The 15913-nt window shown below is 70.6% G+C and carries 16 protein-coding genes; 7 read left to right on the top strand and 9 right to left on the bottom strand.

The window, feature by feature from the left end; genetic code table 11:
• Window positions 1-55 precede the first annotated feature (55 nt).
• Window positions 56-1354 (bottom strand): MFS transporter, encoded by a 1299-nt coding sequence (locus HNR13_RS00475; protein ID WP_179608978.1) that lies wholly within the window; start codon window positions 1352-1354, stop codon window positions 56-58.
• A 5-nt stretch (window positions 1355-1359) separates the two neighbouring features.
• Complete coding sequence (locus tag HNR13_RS00470) at window positions 1360-1788, bottom strand: MarR family winged helix-turn-helix transcriptional regulator (RefSeq protein WP_179603947.1); 429 nt, start codon at window positions 1786-1788, stop codon at window positions 1360-1362.
• A gap of 58 nt (window positions 1789-1846) precedes the next feature.
• Between HNR13_RS00470 and HNR13_RS00465 the strand changes: the two genes are divergently transcribed.
• From HNR13_RS00465 to HNR13_RS00455, 3 genes are all read left to right on the top strand, one after another.
• The gene (locus tag HNR13_RS00465; protein ID WP_179603946.1) at window positions 1847-2698 is read left to right on the top strand and encodes an alpha/beta fold hydrolase; all 852 of its coding nucleotides are present in this window, start codon (window positions 1847-1849) and stop codon (window positions 2696-2698) included.
• Window positions 2699-2799: 101 nt separating this feature from the next.
• The gene (gene lplAB / locus HNR13_RS00460) at window positions 2800-3849 is read left to right on the top strand and encodes a lipoate-protein ligase LplAB (RefSeq protein ID WP_179603945.1); all 1050 of its coding nucleotides are present in this window, start codon (window positions 2800-2802) and stop codon (window positions 3847-3849) included.
• A 92-nt stretch (window positions 3850-3941) separates the two neighbouring features.
• Window positions 3942-4310 (top strand): hypothetical protein, encoded by a 369-nt coding sequence (locus HNR13_RS00455; protein WP_179603944.1) that lies wholly within the window; start codon window positions 3942-3944, stop codon window positions 4308-4310.
• Window positions 4311-4378: 68 nt separating this feature from the next.
• Here HNR13_RS00455 and HNR13_RS00450 read toward each other — a convergent pair whose 3' ends face one another.
• Window positions 4379-4735, bottom strand: a complete 357-nt coding sequence (locus tag HNR13_RS00450) for a GNAT family N-acetyltransferase (RefSeq protein ID WP_343063651.1) — start codon at window positions 4733-4735, stop codon at window positions 4379-4381.
• On the opposite strand from HNR13_RS00450, the gene HNR13_RS00445 reads away from it, so the two are divergent.
• On the top strand, window positions 4729-5613 hold the full coding sequence (locus HNR13_RS00445) for a DNA-methyltransferase (RefSeq protein WP_179603942.1): 885 nt from the start codon (window positions 4729-4731) through the stop codon (window positions 5611-5613). The genes HNR13_RS00450 and HNR13_RS00445 overlap by 7 nt on opposite strands.
• A 6-nt stretch (window positions 5614-5619) precedes the next feature.
• Here the strand turns inward: HNR13_RS00445 and HNR13_RS00440 are convergent, their stop codons facing one another.
• Window positions 5620-6069 carry an SRPBCC family protein gene (locus tag HNR13_RS00440; protein WP_179603941.1) on the bottom strand — a complete coding sequence of 150 codons (450 nt, stop codon included), beginning with the start codon at window positions 6067-6069 and terminating at the stop codon, window positions 5620-5622.
• Window positions 6070-6175: 106 nt separating this feature from the next.
• Here HNR13_RS00440 and HNR13_RS00435 point away from each other — a divergent pair, with 106 nt between their 5' ends.
• Window positions 6176-7003 carry a phosphatase PAP2 family protein gene (locus tag HNR13_RS00435; protein WP_179603940.1) on the top strand — a complete coding sequence of 276 codons (828 nt, stop codon included), beginning with the start codon at window positions 6176-6178 and terminating at the stop codon, window positions 7001-7003.
• A 144-nt stretch (window positions 7004-7147) separates the two neighbouring features.
• Here the strand turns inward: HNR13_RS00435 and HNR13_RS00430 are convergent, their stop codons facing one another.
• From HNR13_RS00430 to HNR13_RS00410, 5 genes are all read right to left on the bottom strand, one after another.
• Entirely contained in the window at window positions 7148-8170 is a 1023-nt protein-coding gene (locus HNR13_RS00430; RefSeq protein WP_179603939.1) for a LacI family DNA-binding transcriptional regulator, read from the bottom strand.
• Between the two features lie 57 nt (window positions 8171-8227).
• Window positions 8228-9727 (bottom strand): GH1 family beta-glucosidase, encoded by a 1500-nt coding sequence (locus tag HNR13_RS00425; RefSeq protein ID WP_179603938.1) that lies wholly within the window; start codon window positions 9725-9727, stop codon window positions 8228-8230.
• A gap of 86 nt (window positions 9728-9813) precedes the next feature.
• Window positions 9814-10689 (bottom strand): carbohydrate ABC transporter permease, encoded by an 876-nt coding sequence (locus tag HNR13_RS00420; protein WP_179603937.1) that lies wholly within the window; start codon window positions 10687-10689, stop codon window positions 9814-9816.
• Entirely contained in the window at window positions 10686-11816 is a 1131-nt protein-coding gene (locus HNR13_RS00415; RefSeq protein WP_179603936.1) for a carbohydrate ABC transporter permease, read from the bottom strand. Before HNR13_RS00415 ends, HNR13_RS00420 begins: the two co-directional genes overlap by 4 nt.
• Window positions 11817-11926: 110 nt before the next feature.
• Entirely contained in the window at window positions 11927-13252 is a 1326-nt protein-coding gene (locus tag HNR13_RS00410; protein ID WP_179603935.1) for an extracellular solute-binding protein, read from the bottom strand.
• 292 nt (window positions 13253-13544) lie between these two features.
• Between HNR13_RS00410 and HNR13_RS00405 the strand changes: the two genes are divergently transcribed.
• The gene (locus HNR13_RS00405) at window positions 13545-14138 is read left to right on the top strand and encodes a TetR/AcrR family transcriptional regulator (protein ID WP_179603934.1); all 594 of its coding nucleotides are present in this window, start codon (window positions 13545-13547) and stop codon (window positions 14136-14138) included.
• A gap of 423 nt (window positions 14139-14561) precedes the next feature.
• Complete coding sequence (locus HNR13_RS00400) at window positions 14562-15908, top strand: cation:proton antiporter domain-containing protein (protein ID WP_179603933.1); 1347 nt, start codon at window positions 14562-14564, stop codon at window positions 15906-15908.
• The last annotated feature ends 5 nt before the right edge of the window (window positions 15909-15913 follow it).

Here is a 15913-nt window from a genome sequence, read left to right as displayed (position 1 = left end):
TGACTGCCGACACGCGGGGGACGCGCGCCGATCTCCTCCGTTGGCTGCGCCGCCCTCAGCTCGCCCGCGTCGCCGTCGCCTCGGTCTCCTCGAGCTCCTCGCGGGCCGCCTCGTGGGGGCTCAGCACGACCCGAGGGCGGAAACCACTGAACCGCACCCGCAGTCCGCGGTAGCGCACGAGGTAGAACACGCCGACGAGCGCGGCCGCGAACCCGCTCGCCGCGCCGACCCCCATCGCCCAGCGCGGGCCGAAGGTGTCGGCCACCCAGCCGACGATCGGGGCGCCGATCGGGGTGCCGCCCATGAAGATCGCCATGTAGATGGCCATCACCCGGCCGCGCAGCAGCGGGTCGGTCGTCATCTGCACGGTCCCGTTGGCGGTCGTCATCAGGGTCTGCGACGAGACGCCGATGATGATGAGGGCGACCGCGAACAGCCAGTAGGTGGGCATGACCGCGGCGATCGCGCAGCCCGTGCCGAAGAACGCCGCGCCCGCGAACAGCAGCGACACCCGCGGCCGCTCGCGCCGGGCGGCCAGCAGCGCGCCGATCACGGAACCGATCGCCATGATGGACGACAGGATGCCGTACTCGCCCGCGCCCTGGTGGAACACGCTCACCGACATGGTCGAGATGAAGATCGGGAAGTTGAGGCCGAACGTGCCGATCAGGAACACCATCACCAGGATGACGATGATGTCGGGCCGCCGCCGCACGTAGCGGAACCCGTCGATCAGGCCGCCCCGCGACCGCTTCGCCCGCTCCGCCCGGTACAGCTTCTCCGTGCGCAGCAGCATCAGCGACAGCAGCACCGCGCCGAACGTCGCCGCGTTGATGAGGAACACCCAGCCCGCGCCGACGGCCGCGGTCAGCAGGCCGGCGACCGCCGGGCCGAGGAGGCGCGCCATGTTGAACGACGCCGAGTTGAGCGCGACCGCGTTGGAGAGGTTCGGGCCGGCGACCAGCTCCGACACGAACGTCTGCCGGGCGGGCGCGTCGAAGGCCGCCACCACTCCGAGGAGCAGCGCGAACACGTACACGTGCCAGAGCTGCACCATCCCGGTGACCGTGAGGATGCCGAGGCCCAGCCCGAGCAGCCCCATGAGCCCCTGGGTCAGCATCAGCAGGCGGCGCCGGTCGAGGTGGTCGGCCGCCCAGCCGGTCACGGGCAGCAGGAGCAGCTGCGGTCCGAACTGCAGCGCCATCACGAAGCCGACCGCGGCCGCGTTGTTGTGGGTGAGCTGGGTGAGGACGATCCAGTCCTGCGCGGTGCGCTGCATCCACGTGCCGACGTTGGACACGATGGCGCCGCCCGCCCAGATGCGGTAGTTGACCCCGGAGAGGGAACGGAACATCGCGCTCACGAGTCGGCGATCCCCCTCATGATCGCGGCGGCCTCGGCCAGGGTCTCGCGCTGCTCGGGGGTGAGCGTGCGGAGGCGCTGGTTCAGCCAGGCGTCGCGGCGTCGGCGCGTCTCGGCGACGAGCCGGAGTCCGGACTCGGTCGGGACGACGACCACCTTGCGCCCGTCGACGGCGTCGGCGGTGCGCACGACGTAGCCGGCCTGCTCCAGGTGGTTGACCGTGCGGTTCATGGAGGGCGGGGTGACGCGCTCGTGCTCGCTCAGCCTCCCGATCGTGCCGGAGCCCTCGCGGACGAGGAACGCGAGGGTGGAGGTCTGGGTGTCGCTCAGCTCGTCGTCCTCCTTCTCCGCGCGCAGCCGGCGGGACAGGCGCGCGACGGCGATGCGCAGTGCGCTGCTGAGGTCGTGCGTGGAGAGGCGTCCCATAGATAGTTAGCCTAACAAATTAGGCTGGCTAAATAAAACGCTGTGCCAGAATGGGCCCGTGCAGCGAGAGTTCAGCGCCGACGACGGCCTCCGCATCTTCTTCGACGTCTACCCGGCCGAGCGCCCGCGGGCCGCCGTGCAGGTCGCACACGGCGTGGGGGAGCACGCCGGCCGCTACCGCGCCCTCGCCGAGCACCTCGTCGCCGAGGGCTACACGGTCTACGCCGACGACCACCGCGGCCACGGCCGCACCGGGATGGAGCAGTGGCACGGCGACGCGTCCAAGCTCGGCAGGCTCGGGCCGGGCGGCCTGCGCGCGGCGCTGCGCGACCTGCGCGCCTTCAGCCGGCTGATCCGCGACGAGAACCCCGACCTCCCGCTCGTCCTCGTCGGCCACAGCTGGGGCTCGCTCATGGGCCAGATGACCCTGAACCACCACGCCGACGACTACGACGCCGCGGTGCTCTCCGGCACCGCCTACCGGATGATCGGCTCGATGAACAGCGGCGACCTCAACAAGCGGCACGCGCACCTCGGCACGACCGGCGCCGAGTGGCTCAGCCGCGACCCCGCGGTCGCGCAGGCGTTCATCGACGACCCGCTGTGCACCCTGGTCCCGCTGCAGAAGCTTTTCGGAATGGCGGACGCCGCCCGGCTGCTCGGCCGCCCGGCCCGGCACCTGGCCCGCGACCTCCCGCTGCTCATCGCGGTCGGCGACGACGACCCGCTGGGCGGCCCGGCCTCCGCCCGCAAGCTGGAGCGCTCCTACCGCACCCGCTCCGGCCTGTCCGACGTGACGACGATCGTCTACCCCGGCGCCCGCCACGAGATCTTCAACGAGACCAACAAGGAGGAGGTCTACGCCGACGTCACCGCCTGGCTCGACCCCCGCATCCCCGCCCGCACCTGACCGCAGCCATCGCTTCCTCACTTTCTCCCGCAACACGCCGTGCGGAGGCGGGAGAAAGTGAGGAAGAGATGGCTGCCCGGCGCGGGTTCTAGGCTGGTCCCATGCATGGTGAGTACAAGGTGCCGGGTGGCAAGCTCGTCGTCGTCGACCTGGAGGTCGTGGACGGGCTGATCTCGGGGTTCCGGCTGGCGGGCGACTTCTTCCTCGAGCCCGACACCGCGCTGGAGGCGATCGACGCCGCCGTCGACGGGCTCCCCGCCGAGGCGGACTCCAAGACCATCGCCGCCGCGGTCAAGGACGCGCTCCCCGAGGGCGCGTCGCTGCTCGGCTTCTCGCCGGAGGCAGTCGCAGTCGCCGTGCGCCGCGCGCTCGCCCGGGCGACGAGCTGGCGCGACTACGACTGGCAGATCGTGCACGCCAAGGCCGTCTCGCCGCTCATGCACCTCGCCCTCGACGAGGTGCTGACCACGGAGGTCGGCGAGGGCCGCCGCGGTCCGACCCTCCGGATCTGGGAGTGGGACGAGCCCGCCGTCGTCATCGGCAGCTTCCAGTCGGTCAAGAACGAGGTCGACCCGGTCAACGCCGAGAAGTACGGCGTGCAGGTCGTGCGCCGGATCACCGGCGGCGGCGCCATGTTCATGGAGGCCGGCTCGGTCGTCACCTACTCGATCTACGCCCCCGCGGACCTGGTCCAGGGGATGAGCTTCGCCGACAGCTACGCGTTCCTCGACGAGTGGGCCGTCATCGCGCTCAAGTCGCTCGGCATCGACGCCAGCTACGTCCCGCTCAACGACATCACCAGCCCGAAGGGCAAGATCGGCGGCGCCGCCCAGAAGCGCCTCGGATCCGGCGCCGTGCTCCACCACGTCACCATGAGCTACGACATGGACGGCCAGAAGATGACGGAGGTCCTCCGCATCGGCCGGGAGAAGATCAGCGACAAGGGCATCACCAGCGCCGCCAAGCGCGTCGACCCGCTGCGCAGCCAGACCGGCCTCAGCCGCTCCGAGATCATCGAGCAGATGAAGCTGACCTTCCGAAGCCTGTACGGCGCGACCGACGGCGACCTCACCGAGGCGGAGTACGAGGAGGCCGAGCGCCTGGTGGAGTCCAAGTTCGCGACGGAGGAGTGGCTGTACCGGGTGCCCTGACCCGCGTCGCGCGCCTCCCGCGCTGGCCCGGCGACCTTGGCGGTTCCTGTGCGTCAGGGGAGCGTCCAGAACCGTCCGGTACCCTTGACGGCGTGAATTGGTGGGCCGTGGTCGTGGTGGTGGGCATCGTCGCGGCGATCGTGACGGGTGTGAAGCTCGGCTGGATCGACCTCTCCAACAAGGCGGCCCGAGGCTCCGGCAGCATGAGCGGCGCGATCGGCGGCTCGTTCGACGAGATCTTCGCCCCCACGCGTCACGAGGCCCAGCAGGAGCTGGACCGGCAGTCGTTCCTCCCCGCTCCGGCGCCGCTGCCCGGCGACGGCGGCGACGCGGGCGTCTGGGATGCCGGCAAGATCACGATCGACGTCGGGCCCGCGGGCCGCGGTCAGCGCGCGGAGGGGCGTGCGCCCTCCGAGGAGGGTCGCGCGACCACGCGCACCACCGCCTCGCACCGCGCCTAAGGCCGGCTCAGCGGCTCAGCGGCTCGGCCCGGCTCAGCGGTCGGCCCGGCTCAGCGGCCCGGCCCGGCTCAGCGGCGCTGCAGCGCCAGGTACTCGGGGTGGTCCGCCAGCCAGCGGCGCACGTACGGGCACGTCGCGATCACCCGCAGCTCGGTGTGATCGCGCACGTCGTCGAGCGCCGTCTGGACGAGCTGGGAGGCCATCCCGCGCTCGCGCTTCTCCGGGTCGACCTCGGTGTGCACGAACACGATGGCGTCGCCGCGGAGCTCGTATTCGGCGACCCCGATGACTTCGCCGTCCTTCAGCAGGGCGTAGCGGGACTGATCGGGCTGGTTCTCGACGGTCAGCGTCATGCCGTCAGGGTACCGCCCGACCGCGCCGACCGCCGCAGGTCGGGTCCATGCGGGAGAATGGAGGCATGTCAGAGCCCGCCGCCGCCGCGTCCGGGCTGTGGCGACCCGACGGGCCGAGCACGATCGTCCGCGGCGACAACCTGGAGGTCATCGCCGGGCTCCCGTCCTCCGCGTTCCAGCTGATCTACCTCGATCCGCCGTTCAACACCGGCCGCTCGCAGGCGCGCCAGCGCACGACGGCGGTGCGGTCGGAGGCCGGCGCCGGCAGCGTCATCGGCTTCAAGGGCCGCAGCTACGAGCGCATCAAGGGCGACATCCTCAGCTACGACGACCGGTTCGAGGACTACTGGGGCTTCCTGGAGCCGCGGCTGATCGAGGCGTGGCGGCTGCTCGCCGACACCGGCACGCTCTACCTGCACCTGGACTACCGGGAGTCGCACTACGCCAAGGTGCTGCTGGACGCGCTGTTCGGGCGCGAGTCATTCCTCAACGAGATCGTCTGGGCGTACGACTACGGCGCCAAGGCGAAGAACCGCTGGCCGGCCAAGCACGACACGATCCTGGTCTACGTCAAGAACCCGGCCGACTACTACTTCGACTCCTCGGCCGTCGACCGCGAGCCGTACATGGCTCCCGGCCTGGTCACCCCCGAGAAGGCGGAGCTGGGCAAGCTGCCCACCGACGTCTGGTGGCACACCATCGTCTCGCCGACCGGTCGCGAGAAGACCGGCTACCCGACCCAGAAGCCGGAGGGCGTCCTGCGCCGCATCGTGCAGGCGTCGAGCCGCGAGGGCGACTGGGTGCTCGACTTCTTCGCCGGCAGCGGCACCACCGGGGCGGTCGCGGCGGCGCTGGGCCGCCGGTTCCTGCTGGTCGACAGCAGCGCGGACGCGGTCGCCGTGATGCGCGCGCGGTTCAGCGGGCAGCCGGACGTGCTCTTCGCCGGCTGAGCCGCCTCAGCCCGGAGCCTCCACGTGCGCCTTGAGCGCCTTCATCGTGCGGCGGCTCTCCCTGGCGGCCACCATCACGAACACCGGCTCGACCGCGCGGTACATCCCGTGGGTCGTCAGCTGCCCGACCCGGGTGACCCGGGTCACGCCGCCGGAGTCCTCGACGTCGTACACGATCAGCGCGTCGACGCGGCCGGACGGTTTCGCCTGGTGGAAGCGCAACTCCCGGTCCGGCACGTCGTCGACCAGCTCGCCGCGCATCCGCCCGATCATCGTGGCGTCCACGTAGGTCGGAGGGCCGTCCGGCGGCGGGGCGGCCTGCCCCGGCGGGACGCGCGTCCCGCGGTAGACCATCGAGTGCGTCAGCCAGCCCGGGTAGGCGTCGACTGCGCGGAGCGTCGCGTAGACGTCGTGCGCCGGCGCGTCGATCTCGATCGTGTCGGTGAAGCTCCTCATGCCGCCGTCCTACACCCGCCTTCGCAGGTTACGCACCAGCGGCCTTTCGGCGACGTTCCCGGTTTTCTCGGCAGTTCCCGGGATGGGTGTGGAAGGGTTGATTACTATGCGACCCGCCCCCCTCCGACTCCTGCCGTTCGTCTGGGGTGCTCTGGGGACCACGATCGTGTTCACCGGGGTGTACCTGTTCTTCGTGCGCACCTACATGGGTCAGGTGCTCGACGAGCGCTCGTTCGCCGGCGCCGACGTCTGGAAGGGCGACCTGATCGACTTCGCGCACGCGTTCCTCAACGCGCTGCCCGCCGCGGCGGTGGTGATCGGCGCGATCATCGCGGTGGTCATCGTGCTGGTGCGACGCAACTGGCTGGTGTTCATCATCGCGGTCATCGCCGCGGTCGCGGCGAACGTGAGCACCCAGGTGCTCAAGTACTCCGTGCTGTCGCGGCCGTCGAAGGGGGTGGACGCGGGGCTCGCGAACTCGCTGCCGTCCGGGCACACGGCCGTCGCCGCTTCGGCCGCGCTGGTCGTCTTCCTGGTCGCCTCGCCGCGGTACCGGCCGCTCGCCGCGGTCGTCGGCTCCGTGTTCACGATCGCCGCGGGCGCCTCCACGCTGGTGGAGCAGTGGCACCGCCCGAGCGATGTGATCGCCGGGATGCTGGTCGTCGCGTTCTGGGGCTGCATCGCCGGGATCGTCGTGGCGGGGCTGCGGCTGAGCCCGGCAGACCCCCCGGTGCGGTCGAAGCTGTGGGCGCTGGTCTGGATCGCGGCGGCGTGCGGTGTCTGGGCGGCCATCGCGCTCATCGTCACCTACACCTCGACGCAGAACGGCACGGAGCACCTGTTCATCGCGTACGCCGGCGGCGTCTCCGCGATCGCCGCGACCAGCTTCCTCCTCGCCGCCATCGGCAACCGCCTCTACCGAGCCCTCGCCTGACCGCACCCCACTGACAGCCGCGCGCCACCGCCCCGATGTCCGGAGTTCCGGAACACTAGCCCGCGCCGCGGCGTGGCGGTCCGTTGCTACGGAGATCACGCGGCCACCAGCCCGGATCTCCGGAGCTGGTCGCGCAGCGGCGCGCTAGGAGCTCTGGCGGACGACGAGCTCGGTGGGGAGGAGGGTGACGCGGTCGACCGGCTCGCCAGCGAGGCGGCGGACGAGGACGCGGGCCATTGCCTGACCCAGGCCGATGGACGGCTGGTGCACGGTGGTGAGCGGCGGCGTCGCGGTGAGCCCGAAGTTGTCGTCGTCGAAGCCGACCACCGCGATGTCGCCCGGGATGCTGAGGCCGGCCTCGTGGATGGCCGAGTACGCGCCCGCCGCCATCTGGTCGTTCGCCGCGAACAGGCCGTCGATCGGGCGGCCGGCGGCGAGCAGGCGACGCATGGCCTCCAGGCCGGAGGAGGGCGAGAAGTCGCCGTACTCGACCAGCGTGTGGTCCAGCCCGTGCGCCTCGAGCGCCCGGCGCCAGCCGGTGTAGCGGTCGAGACCGGCCGGCATGTCCTGCGGCCCGGTGATGAGCGCGATGTTCCTGCGGCCGCGCTCGATCAGGTGCTCCGCCGCCCCGGCCGAGCCCGCGACGTTGTCCACGTCGACGAAGTACGACTCGTGCTGCGCCTCGCTCACCGGCCGGCCGCCGAACACGATCGGCAGCGTGGAGCCGAGCTGCGCGTAGGAGTGGTCGCCGGAGTGGTGGGAGACCACCAGCGCGCCGTCCACGTTGCCGCCCATCAGGTAGCGGCGGGTCTTGTCGGGGTTGGTCTCCGACGAGATGACCATGTTGAGTGTGTACTCGGTGTCGGCGAGGCTCAGCGCGACGCCCTGCACGATGGACGCGAAGAACGGGTCGGCGAAGACCTTGGCCGTCGACTCCGGCACCACCAGTGCGATCACCTGCGTGCGCCGGGAGGCCAGCGAGCGGGCGGCGCGGTTCGGCACGTAGTTGAGGTCGGAGATCGCGCGCGTGACCGCGGCCACCACCTCCGGCGTGACCTTGGTGGAGCCGTTCACGACGCGCGAAACGGTCGCCCGGGAGACGCCCGCGCGCGCGGCCACGGCCTCCAGGGTCGGCACGCTGCGGCCGTCCACCTGCTCCGTCGTCATGGGGTCCTCTCCTCGGGCCGCTCGGGCGTCGGGGCGTCGGTCGACGCCCGACCTATGTTAGGCGCGTGCCGCGGCAGGTCCAATGGGCGCGCCAACCACCGCGGCGGCCGCCTGGGCCTGTCGCGCCTCCGCCTGTCGGGCCTCGGCGATCACCCGGGCGTACGCGCGCCCGGAGTCCTTCACGGTGCGCTCCAGGGTGTCGTAGTCGACGTGCACGATCCCGAACCGCTTGGCGTACCCCCAGGCCCACTCGAAGTTGTCGAGCAGCGACCAGACGAAGTAGCCGCGCACGTCGGCGCCGGCGGCGACGGCCTCCCGGACCGCGTCGAGGTGGTCGAGGATGTACGCCTCCCGCTCCAGGTCGCGGATGCGGCCGTCGTCGTCCACCACGTCGTCGTACGCCGCGCCGTTCTCGGTGATGTACAGCGGCGGCAGCGCCGGGTACTCGGCGCTGAGCCGCACCAGCAGGTCTCGGAGGCCGTTCGGGTTGACCTCCCAGCCCATCGCCGTGGTCGGCAGGTGGCGGGACGGGAACATGACGAACTCGCTGCCGACGAACGGCGACGACTTCGGGCGGTCGGTCGGCGTCGGCGCGGCCACGGTGTCGGCCGGGAGCGGCCGGCCGCTGACGTTGTCGTCGTGGTAGTGGTTCACCCCGAGGAAGTCGATCGGCTGCCGGATCGCCGCCAGGTCGCCGTCGTGCACCAGCTCCTCGAACCGGTAGTCGCGGAGGTCCTCCAGCACGTCCGCCGGATACGTGCCGTGGAGCAGCGGGTCGAGGTACATCCGGTTCCACAGACCGTCGATGCGGCGGGCGGCGTCCCGGTCCCGGGCGTCCTCCGGGTCGTCCGGGATCGCATTGGTCAGGTTGAGGGTGATGCCGACGCGCAGCTCCTCCGCGCGGCCGTCGTGCTCGCCGGCGAGGTCGCGGATCGCGGCGACGGCGAGCCCGTGCGCCAGGTGCTGGTGGTGGAGGGCGGCCAGCGCGGCGCGCGGCTCCCGTCGGCCCGGCGCGTGCTCGCCCGCCGCGTACGCGATCAGGGACGAGCAGAGCGGCTCGTTGAACGTGGTCCAGTGCGACACCCGGTCGCCGAGCGCGTCGTAGACGGCCACCGCGTAGTCGCGGAACCGGTACGCCGTCTCGCGGTTCGCCCAGCCGCCGCGCTCCTCGAGGGCCTGCGGGAGGTCCCAGTGGTACAGCGTCAGCCAGGGCAGGATGCCGGCGTCCAGCAGCTCGTCGACCAGGCGGCTGTAGAAGTCCAGCCCGGCCCGGTTGACCGTGCGGTCGCCCGGCTTGACCCGCGCCCACGAGGTGGAGAAGCGGTACGACTGCAGGCCGAGCTCGCGCATCAGCGCCACGTCCTCCGGCACGCGGTGGTAGTGGTCGATCGCGCGCTCAGGGGTGTCGCCGCCGGCGATCGCGCCGGGCACCCGGGCGAACGCGTCCCAGATCGAGTCCTCCTTGCCGTCCTCGTGCGCGGCACCTTCGATCTGGGCCGCCGCGGTGGCGGAGCCCCAGAGGAAGCCGGTGGGCCAGGGGGTACGGTCGTCGGTCATTCGTCAGCCTTTCACCGCGCCCCGACCGGCTGAGCCCGGAGGCCACCGGCACGAGCCCGGAAGGTACGGTGGTCGGTCATTCGTTCTCAGCCCTTCACCGCGCCGGCCATGATGCCGGAGACCAGTTGCTTGCCGGCGAGCACGAACAGGATGAGCAGGGGGATGGTCGCGAGCACCGCGCCGGCCAGCACGATCGAGTAGTCGACGTACTTCGCGGACTGCAGCTGGCTCAGCGCGACCTGCAGGGTCGGGTTCTGCGGGGCGACGAGCAGCGGCCAGAGGTAGTCGGTCCACGCGGTCATGAAGGTGAACAGCCCGAGGATCGCCATCGCCGGCCGTGCGGCGGGGACGCCGACGTGCCAGAAGGTCCGGATCATGTTCGCGCCGTCGACGCGCGCGGCCTCGATCAACTCCTCGGGGATGACGTCCACCAGGTACTGCCGCATGAAGAACACGCCGAACGCGGTGACCAGCGTCGGCACGATCACCGCGCCGAGGGTCCCGGTCCAGCCGAACTGCTTCATCACCATGAACAGCGGGATGATGCCGAGCTGGGTGGGCACCGCGAGGGTGCCGATCACGAACACCAGCAGCCCTTCGCGGCCGCGGAACCGCAGCTTCGCGAACGCGTACCCGGCGAGCGTCGAGAAGGCGACGACCGACACCGTGATGACGGTGGAGACGATGATCGAGTTGCCGAGCGCCTGCCAGAACGGCACGGTGTCGAGCACGGCGCCCACGTTCTTCCAGAACTGTCCGCCGGGCAGCAGCGGAGGCCACGTCGAGGTGAGCACGGTGCTGTCGCTGGAGCCGGCGACGAACGACCACCACAGCGGGTAGGCGCCGCCGACGAAGAGGGCGATCAGGATGCCGTAGGCGAGGAAGCCGGGCCGGCGGTCGATGCCGAGGGCGCGGCGGCGCGGGGCGCGCTGCACGGCCGGGGTGCGGGTTGCGGTGGTCATACGTTCTTCTCCTCGCTCGCCGCGGCCAGCGCGAGGTCGCCCTCGGCGCTCGCCGCGGGCTCGGCGTCGGTCTCGGTCGGGGTGCCCCCGGCGCCGGCCGCCCGGCTCCGCGCCAGCCGCTTGGCCGTCCGCGACCGGTGCACTCGCGCCTCGGTGGAGGCGATCCGGCGCGAGATGAGGAAGTTCAGCACGCCGAACACCACGATGATGAGGAACAGCATCCAGGCGATCGCGGACGCCCGGCCGAAGTTCTGCCGGTTGAACGCCATGTCCCACAGGTAGAGCACGGTGGTCTGGTACTGCCGCTGCGGGCCGCCCGGCACGGCGCTGGACGGGTTGAACAGCTTGGGCTCGGTGAAGATCTGCAGGCCGCCGATGGTGGCCGTGATGATCACGAAGATCATCGTTGGGCGGATGCTCGGCAGCGTGATCGAGAAGAACCGCCGGAACGATCCCGCTCCGTCGAGGGCGGCGGACTCGTGGATGTCGCGCGGCACCGCCTGCATCGCTGCGAGGAGGATGAGCGCGTTGTACCCGGTCCAGCGCCAGTTGACCATCGTCGCGATCGCGATGTGCGAGGGGAGCGTCTCGGTCTTCCACATGATCGGGTGCAGCCCGACCGCCTGAAGCATGTTGTTGATCAGCCCGTACTTCTCGTCGAATGCGCTCGAGAAGATCAGCGTGACGGCGACGGGGGTGACGACGTAGGGGAGGAGCACGCTCATCCGCCAGAAGGTCTTGGCCCGGATGTTCTGGTCCAGGATCGCGGCGATGAACACAGCGGCGATCAGCTGCGGGATCGCGGAGAGCAGGAAGATGCTGACCGTGTTGAAGAGCGAGTTCCAGAAGAACGGGTCCTTCAGCTCGGTGACGTAGTTGGCGAAGCCGACCCACGGGCCGGGACCGGTGAGCAGGTTCCAGTTGTTGAGCGAGACGACGAACGTGTAGATCAGCGGGAACAGGCCGACGAGGGCGAAGAGCACGAAGAACGGCGCGACGTAGAAGTACGGCGAGGCCTTGACGTCGAAGCGGCTGAGCTTCTGCTTGAAGGTGAGTGCCCGGCGGTCGTCGCGGTCGCGCCCGGCCGCGGCGGGCGCGGCTTCCGGTGTGCGGGTGACGGTGGTCATGCGGTTCTCCATGAGGGGAGGGTGTGGAGCGGAGCGGGGTGGAGCGGATGGCTCAGGTGAGGGTTCGGGCCCCGCCGCCGACAGCAGCGGGGCCCGATCGGTGAGGTGTCCTACTTGTTGACGACGAGCTGGTCGAGCAGCTTCATCGCGTTGGCCCAGGCCTGATCCCCGTTGGCCTTGCCCGAGTCGAGCTGCTGCACGGACGGGCCGAACACCTGGGACTGGATGACCGAGTCGTCCGGTCCCTTGTACTGGGCGACGACGCCCTTCGCGCGCTCCGCCAGGATCTGGCCGACAGGGGCGTTGTTGAAGAACTTCGTCAGGTCGCTCGCGCCGGTCACTCCGGGGTCGGACTGCGCCGCGGTGACGGACGGGAACGTGCCGGCCGCCTGGAAGGTGGCGACCTGCGACTTGGCGGTGGTCAGCCAGGCGGCGAGAGCCGCGGCCTCCTTCGGGTGCTTGGACTGCTTCGGGACCGTCAGGAACGAGCCGCCCCAGTTGGCCGCGCCGCCCGGGAAGACGTTCGCGAAGTCCCACCCGGTGGAGGCGTCGCCGCCGCCGGCCTTGACCTGGCCCTGCACGACGCCCAGCATCCAGCCCGGGCAGACGAACGTGGCGAACGAGCCGTCGGTGAAGGCCTTGCCCTTGCCCCAGTCCCACTGGGTCTGGTTGGAGGAGAGACCCGCGGCGGCTCCGGCGGCCAGCTTGCTCCACAGCGACTTGAGGGTGCTGTTGTTCTGGATGTTGAGCTTGCCGTCCTTGGTGTAGTAGCCCTCGGGCTGCTGGTTCACCATGGCGTTCCAGATGAAGCCGGACTGGTCGTAGAACGCCTTGCCGGTGGCCGCCTTGTACTGCTCGCCGACCTTGAAGTAGTCGTCCCAGGTGGCGTTGGCGCCGCCGAACAGCTTGGCGACGGAGTCGCGGTCGCTGGGCAGTCCGGCCGCGGCGAAGAGCTTGCCGTTGTAGCAGAGGCCCTCCGGTCCGATGTCGGTGCCGTAGCCGATGATGCGGCCGTTCTTGTCGGTGGCCTGCTTCAGCTTCCAGTCGACCCAGCGGCTCTTGATGTCGTTGGCGCCGTAGTCCTTGAGGTCGTTGAACTGGTCGGAGACCTGCATGACCTTGGAGAGCCAGCCCTCCTCGACGGCCTGGACGTCGGGGAGCCCGCTGCCGGCGGCCTCCTTGGTCTGCCAGTCGGTCAGGGCGTTGTCACCGGTGTCGATGTTGGTCGCCTTGATCGTGATGCCCGGGTGCTCCTTCTCGTACTGCGAGTAGAGCTTGTCGAAGCCCATCGTGCCGAACGTGGTGACGGTCAGCGTGATGGGGTTCGAACTGCTCCCCGCGTCACTGCCGCTCGCTGAGCAGCCTGTCGCGAGGAGGGCGAACGAGGCCGTGGCGGCGACTGCCGCTGCGACCGTGGTGCGTCGTGAAAGCTTCACGGATCACTCCCTTGTGCGTGGTTTTCGTGCTGGTCGATGAGACCGGTGAGAGCGCTCTCTTTGAAGGCCGTGAGAGCGCTCTCACGGGTTGCCTGAGAATGTAGATCGAGGGCGAGCGCGTTGTCAAGCGGCACTGTGATCGCGCTCTCATCGTTGAAACGGCGGCATTTGTTGCAGTGACGGCGAAATGCGCGGGATTCTGCGGAGCGTCGAGCACTGCCGTGATCGAATCGTGACCTCGGAAGGTGGTCTTTTAGATAGACTGCCCTACCTAGATAAGAGGAGGGCGCCGATGGCGGAGTCGCCGCGCAATACGGGCGCGCGCACCGGCACGGCGCGCCGCCGGATCCTCGAAGCGGCCGCCCGGAGGTTCTACGCCGACGGGATCGCGGCCACCGGCATCGACGCGATCACCGCCGACGCCGGCGTGGCCAAGATGAGCCTCTACAACAACTTCGCGTCGAAGTCGGCGCTCGTCGCGGCCTCCCTGGAGGCGCGGCACGCCGAGTGGCTCGCCCTCTACGCCCGCCGCGCCCGCCGTACGCCCGACCCGCTCACGCGCATCCTCGCGGTCTTCGACGCCTACCTCGACCAGGCCGCCCTGGCGCCGGAGCCCGGCTACCGCGGCAGTGGCCTGCTCAACGCCGCCGCCGAGCTGCCGTTCGGCGACCCCGGCCGCGAGCTCGTGCGGCGCCACCTCGCCGAGGTCGACGGCATCCTGGCAGCGGGACTCCGCGAGCTGACCGATCGCGCGCACGCGGAGCGGACGGCGCAGCACCTGTCGTACGTCCTGAACGGCGCCCTCGTCCGCTCGGGCCTGGAGGCCGACCGCCGCCGCCTCCGCGACGCCCGCGCCCTCGCCGTGGACCTCCTCACCGCCCTCTGACCCCGCGACATTCGGCACGAATGTCGCCTCTCGCGCGACTATTCGCGACATTCGGCACGAATGTCATGCGGGACTCGCCGCCGGTGCTCAGGTGCACATTCGGCACGAATGTCGCGTTTCGCGCGGCCTTTCCCCACATTCGGCACGAATGGCGTGGCGCCTACTCCCGCGGCAGCAAAACACACATTCGGCACGAATGTCGCGTCGCGCGCAAGCATCCACGACATTCGGCACGAATGTCATGCGGGACTCGCCGCCGGTGCTCAGGTGCGCATTCGGCACGAATGTCGCGTTTCGCGCGGCCTTTCCCCACATTCGGCACGAATGTCGTCGCGCCCAACGGCGGGTGGGCGTGGCCTGGCGCTCGGCGGCGGGCGGGGTCCAGACTGGTCGCGGCCCGTGGCGAGCAGGGGAGGTGTGCGGATGCCGGTCATCATCCTCGTCGGGCTGGCCGCGGTCGCGCTCTGGTCGCTCGTCGCGCACCGCTTCGAGCGGTTCGGGATCGCCGGGCCGGCCGCGCTCGCGGCGCTCGGCTCCCTCGTCGTCCTCGTGGACGTGAAGGGCTTCACGGCGGCGATCGACAGCGATGTCGCCCAGCACGTCGTGGAGCTGATCCTCGCGGTGCTGCTGTTCGTGGACGCGTGCGAGGTGCGCGGCGGCATCTTCGGCGGCCAGGGCCGGTCGCTCGCACGGCTGGTGCTGATCGCGCTGCCGCTCTCCCTCGTGCTCGTGGTGCTGACCGGCGGCTGGCTGCTGCCCTCGCTCAACGTGTTCGTGCTGATCGTGATCGCCTGCATCGTGATGCCCACCGACTTCGCGCCCGCCACCGCACTGCTGCGGTCGTCGCGCATCCCGGCGCGGGTGCGGCAGATCCTGAACGTGGAGAGCGGCTACAACGACGGCCTCATCTCGCCGCTGTTCGCGATGTCGGTCGCGATCGCCGTCGCGCTGCCGAGCATCTTGAAGGTGGCGAACACCGGCACGCAGCTCTCCGGCGCGGGCGAGAAGGAGGTCGAGAAGAACCTCTCCGACGCCGCCTACGCGTTCTTCGGAGCGGTGCCCGCCACCGTCGTCGCGATCGTGGTGGGCATCCTGATCGGCGGGGTCCTCGGGCTCCTCACCCGGTGGGCCGCCGACCGGGGCTGGGCGACGGCCTCCGGCATCCGCTTCGTGATGCTGATCGCGCCGCTGCTGACCTATGGAGTCGCGACGCTGCACGACGTGGACGCGAACGGTTTCGTCGCGGCGTTCGTCGCCGGCGTGATGTTCCGCGTCACCCGCACCCGCCGCCGCGAGCTGCGGGCGGTCCCGGAGGACGAGCTGCTGCTGGTCGAGGAGGCCAGCAAGGTCGCGTCCGACTTCGTCTGGTTCATCCTCGGCGGGATGACGACGGCGGTGATCGTGGAGGGCATCGACTGGCGGGTGCTGGTGATCGCCGTGCTGGCGCTCACGCTGTTCCGGGCCGTGCCGGTCTACGTGTCCATGCTCGGCTCACCCGTGACCTGGCGGGAGCGCACCTACATCGGGCTGATCGGTCCGCGCGGCACCGCGTCGATCGTGTTCGGCCTGCTCGCGTACAACCACCTCCCGGACAGCGACAGCGGGGACGTGCTCAGCGTGACCGTGCTGACGGTGGTGGGCAGCATCGTGCTGCACGGCGTCGTGACCCCGCTCGTGCTGCGGCGGGTGCCGCCGGCGGCCGCGGGCGCGGACGGCGGAACGGCCGCCGCCCGGGTGGGCGACGGCCGTTCCGTCGGTGAGGTGGACTGATCCGC

This window comes from Leifsonia shinshuensis, from assembly GCF_013410375.1.
Taxonomy (GTDB): domain Bacteria; phylum Actinomycetota; class Actinomycetes; order Actinomycetales; family Microbacteriaceae; genus Leifsonia; species Leifsonia shinshuensis.
The sequence above is the reverse complement of the archived record's forward strand: the minus strand, read 5'-3'. Positions and strand labels throughout refer to the sequence as shown.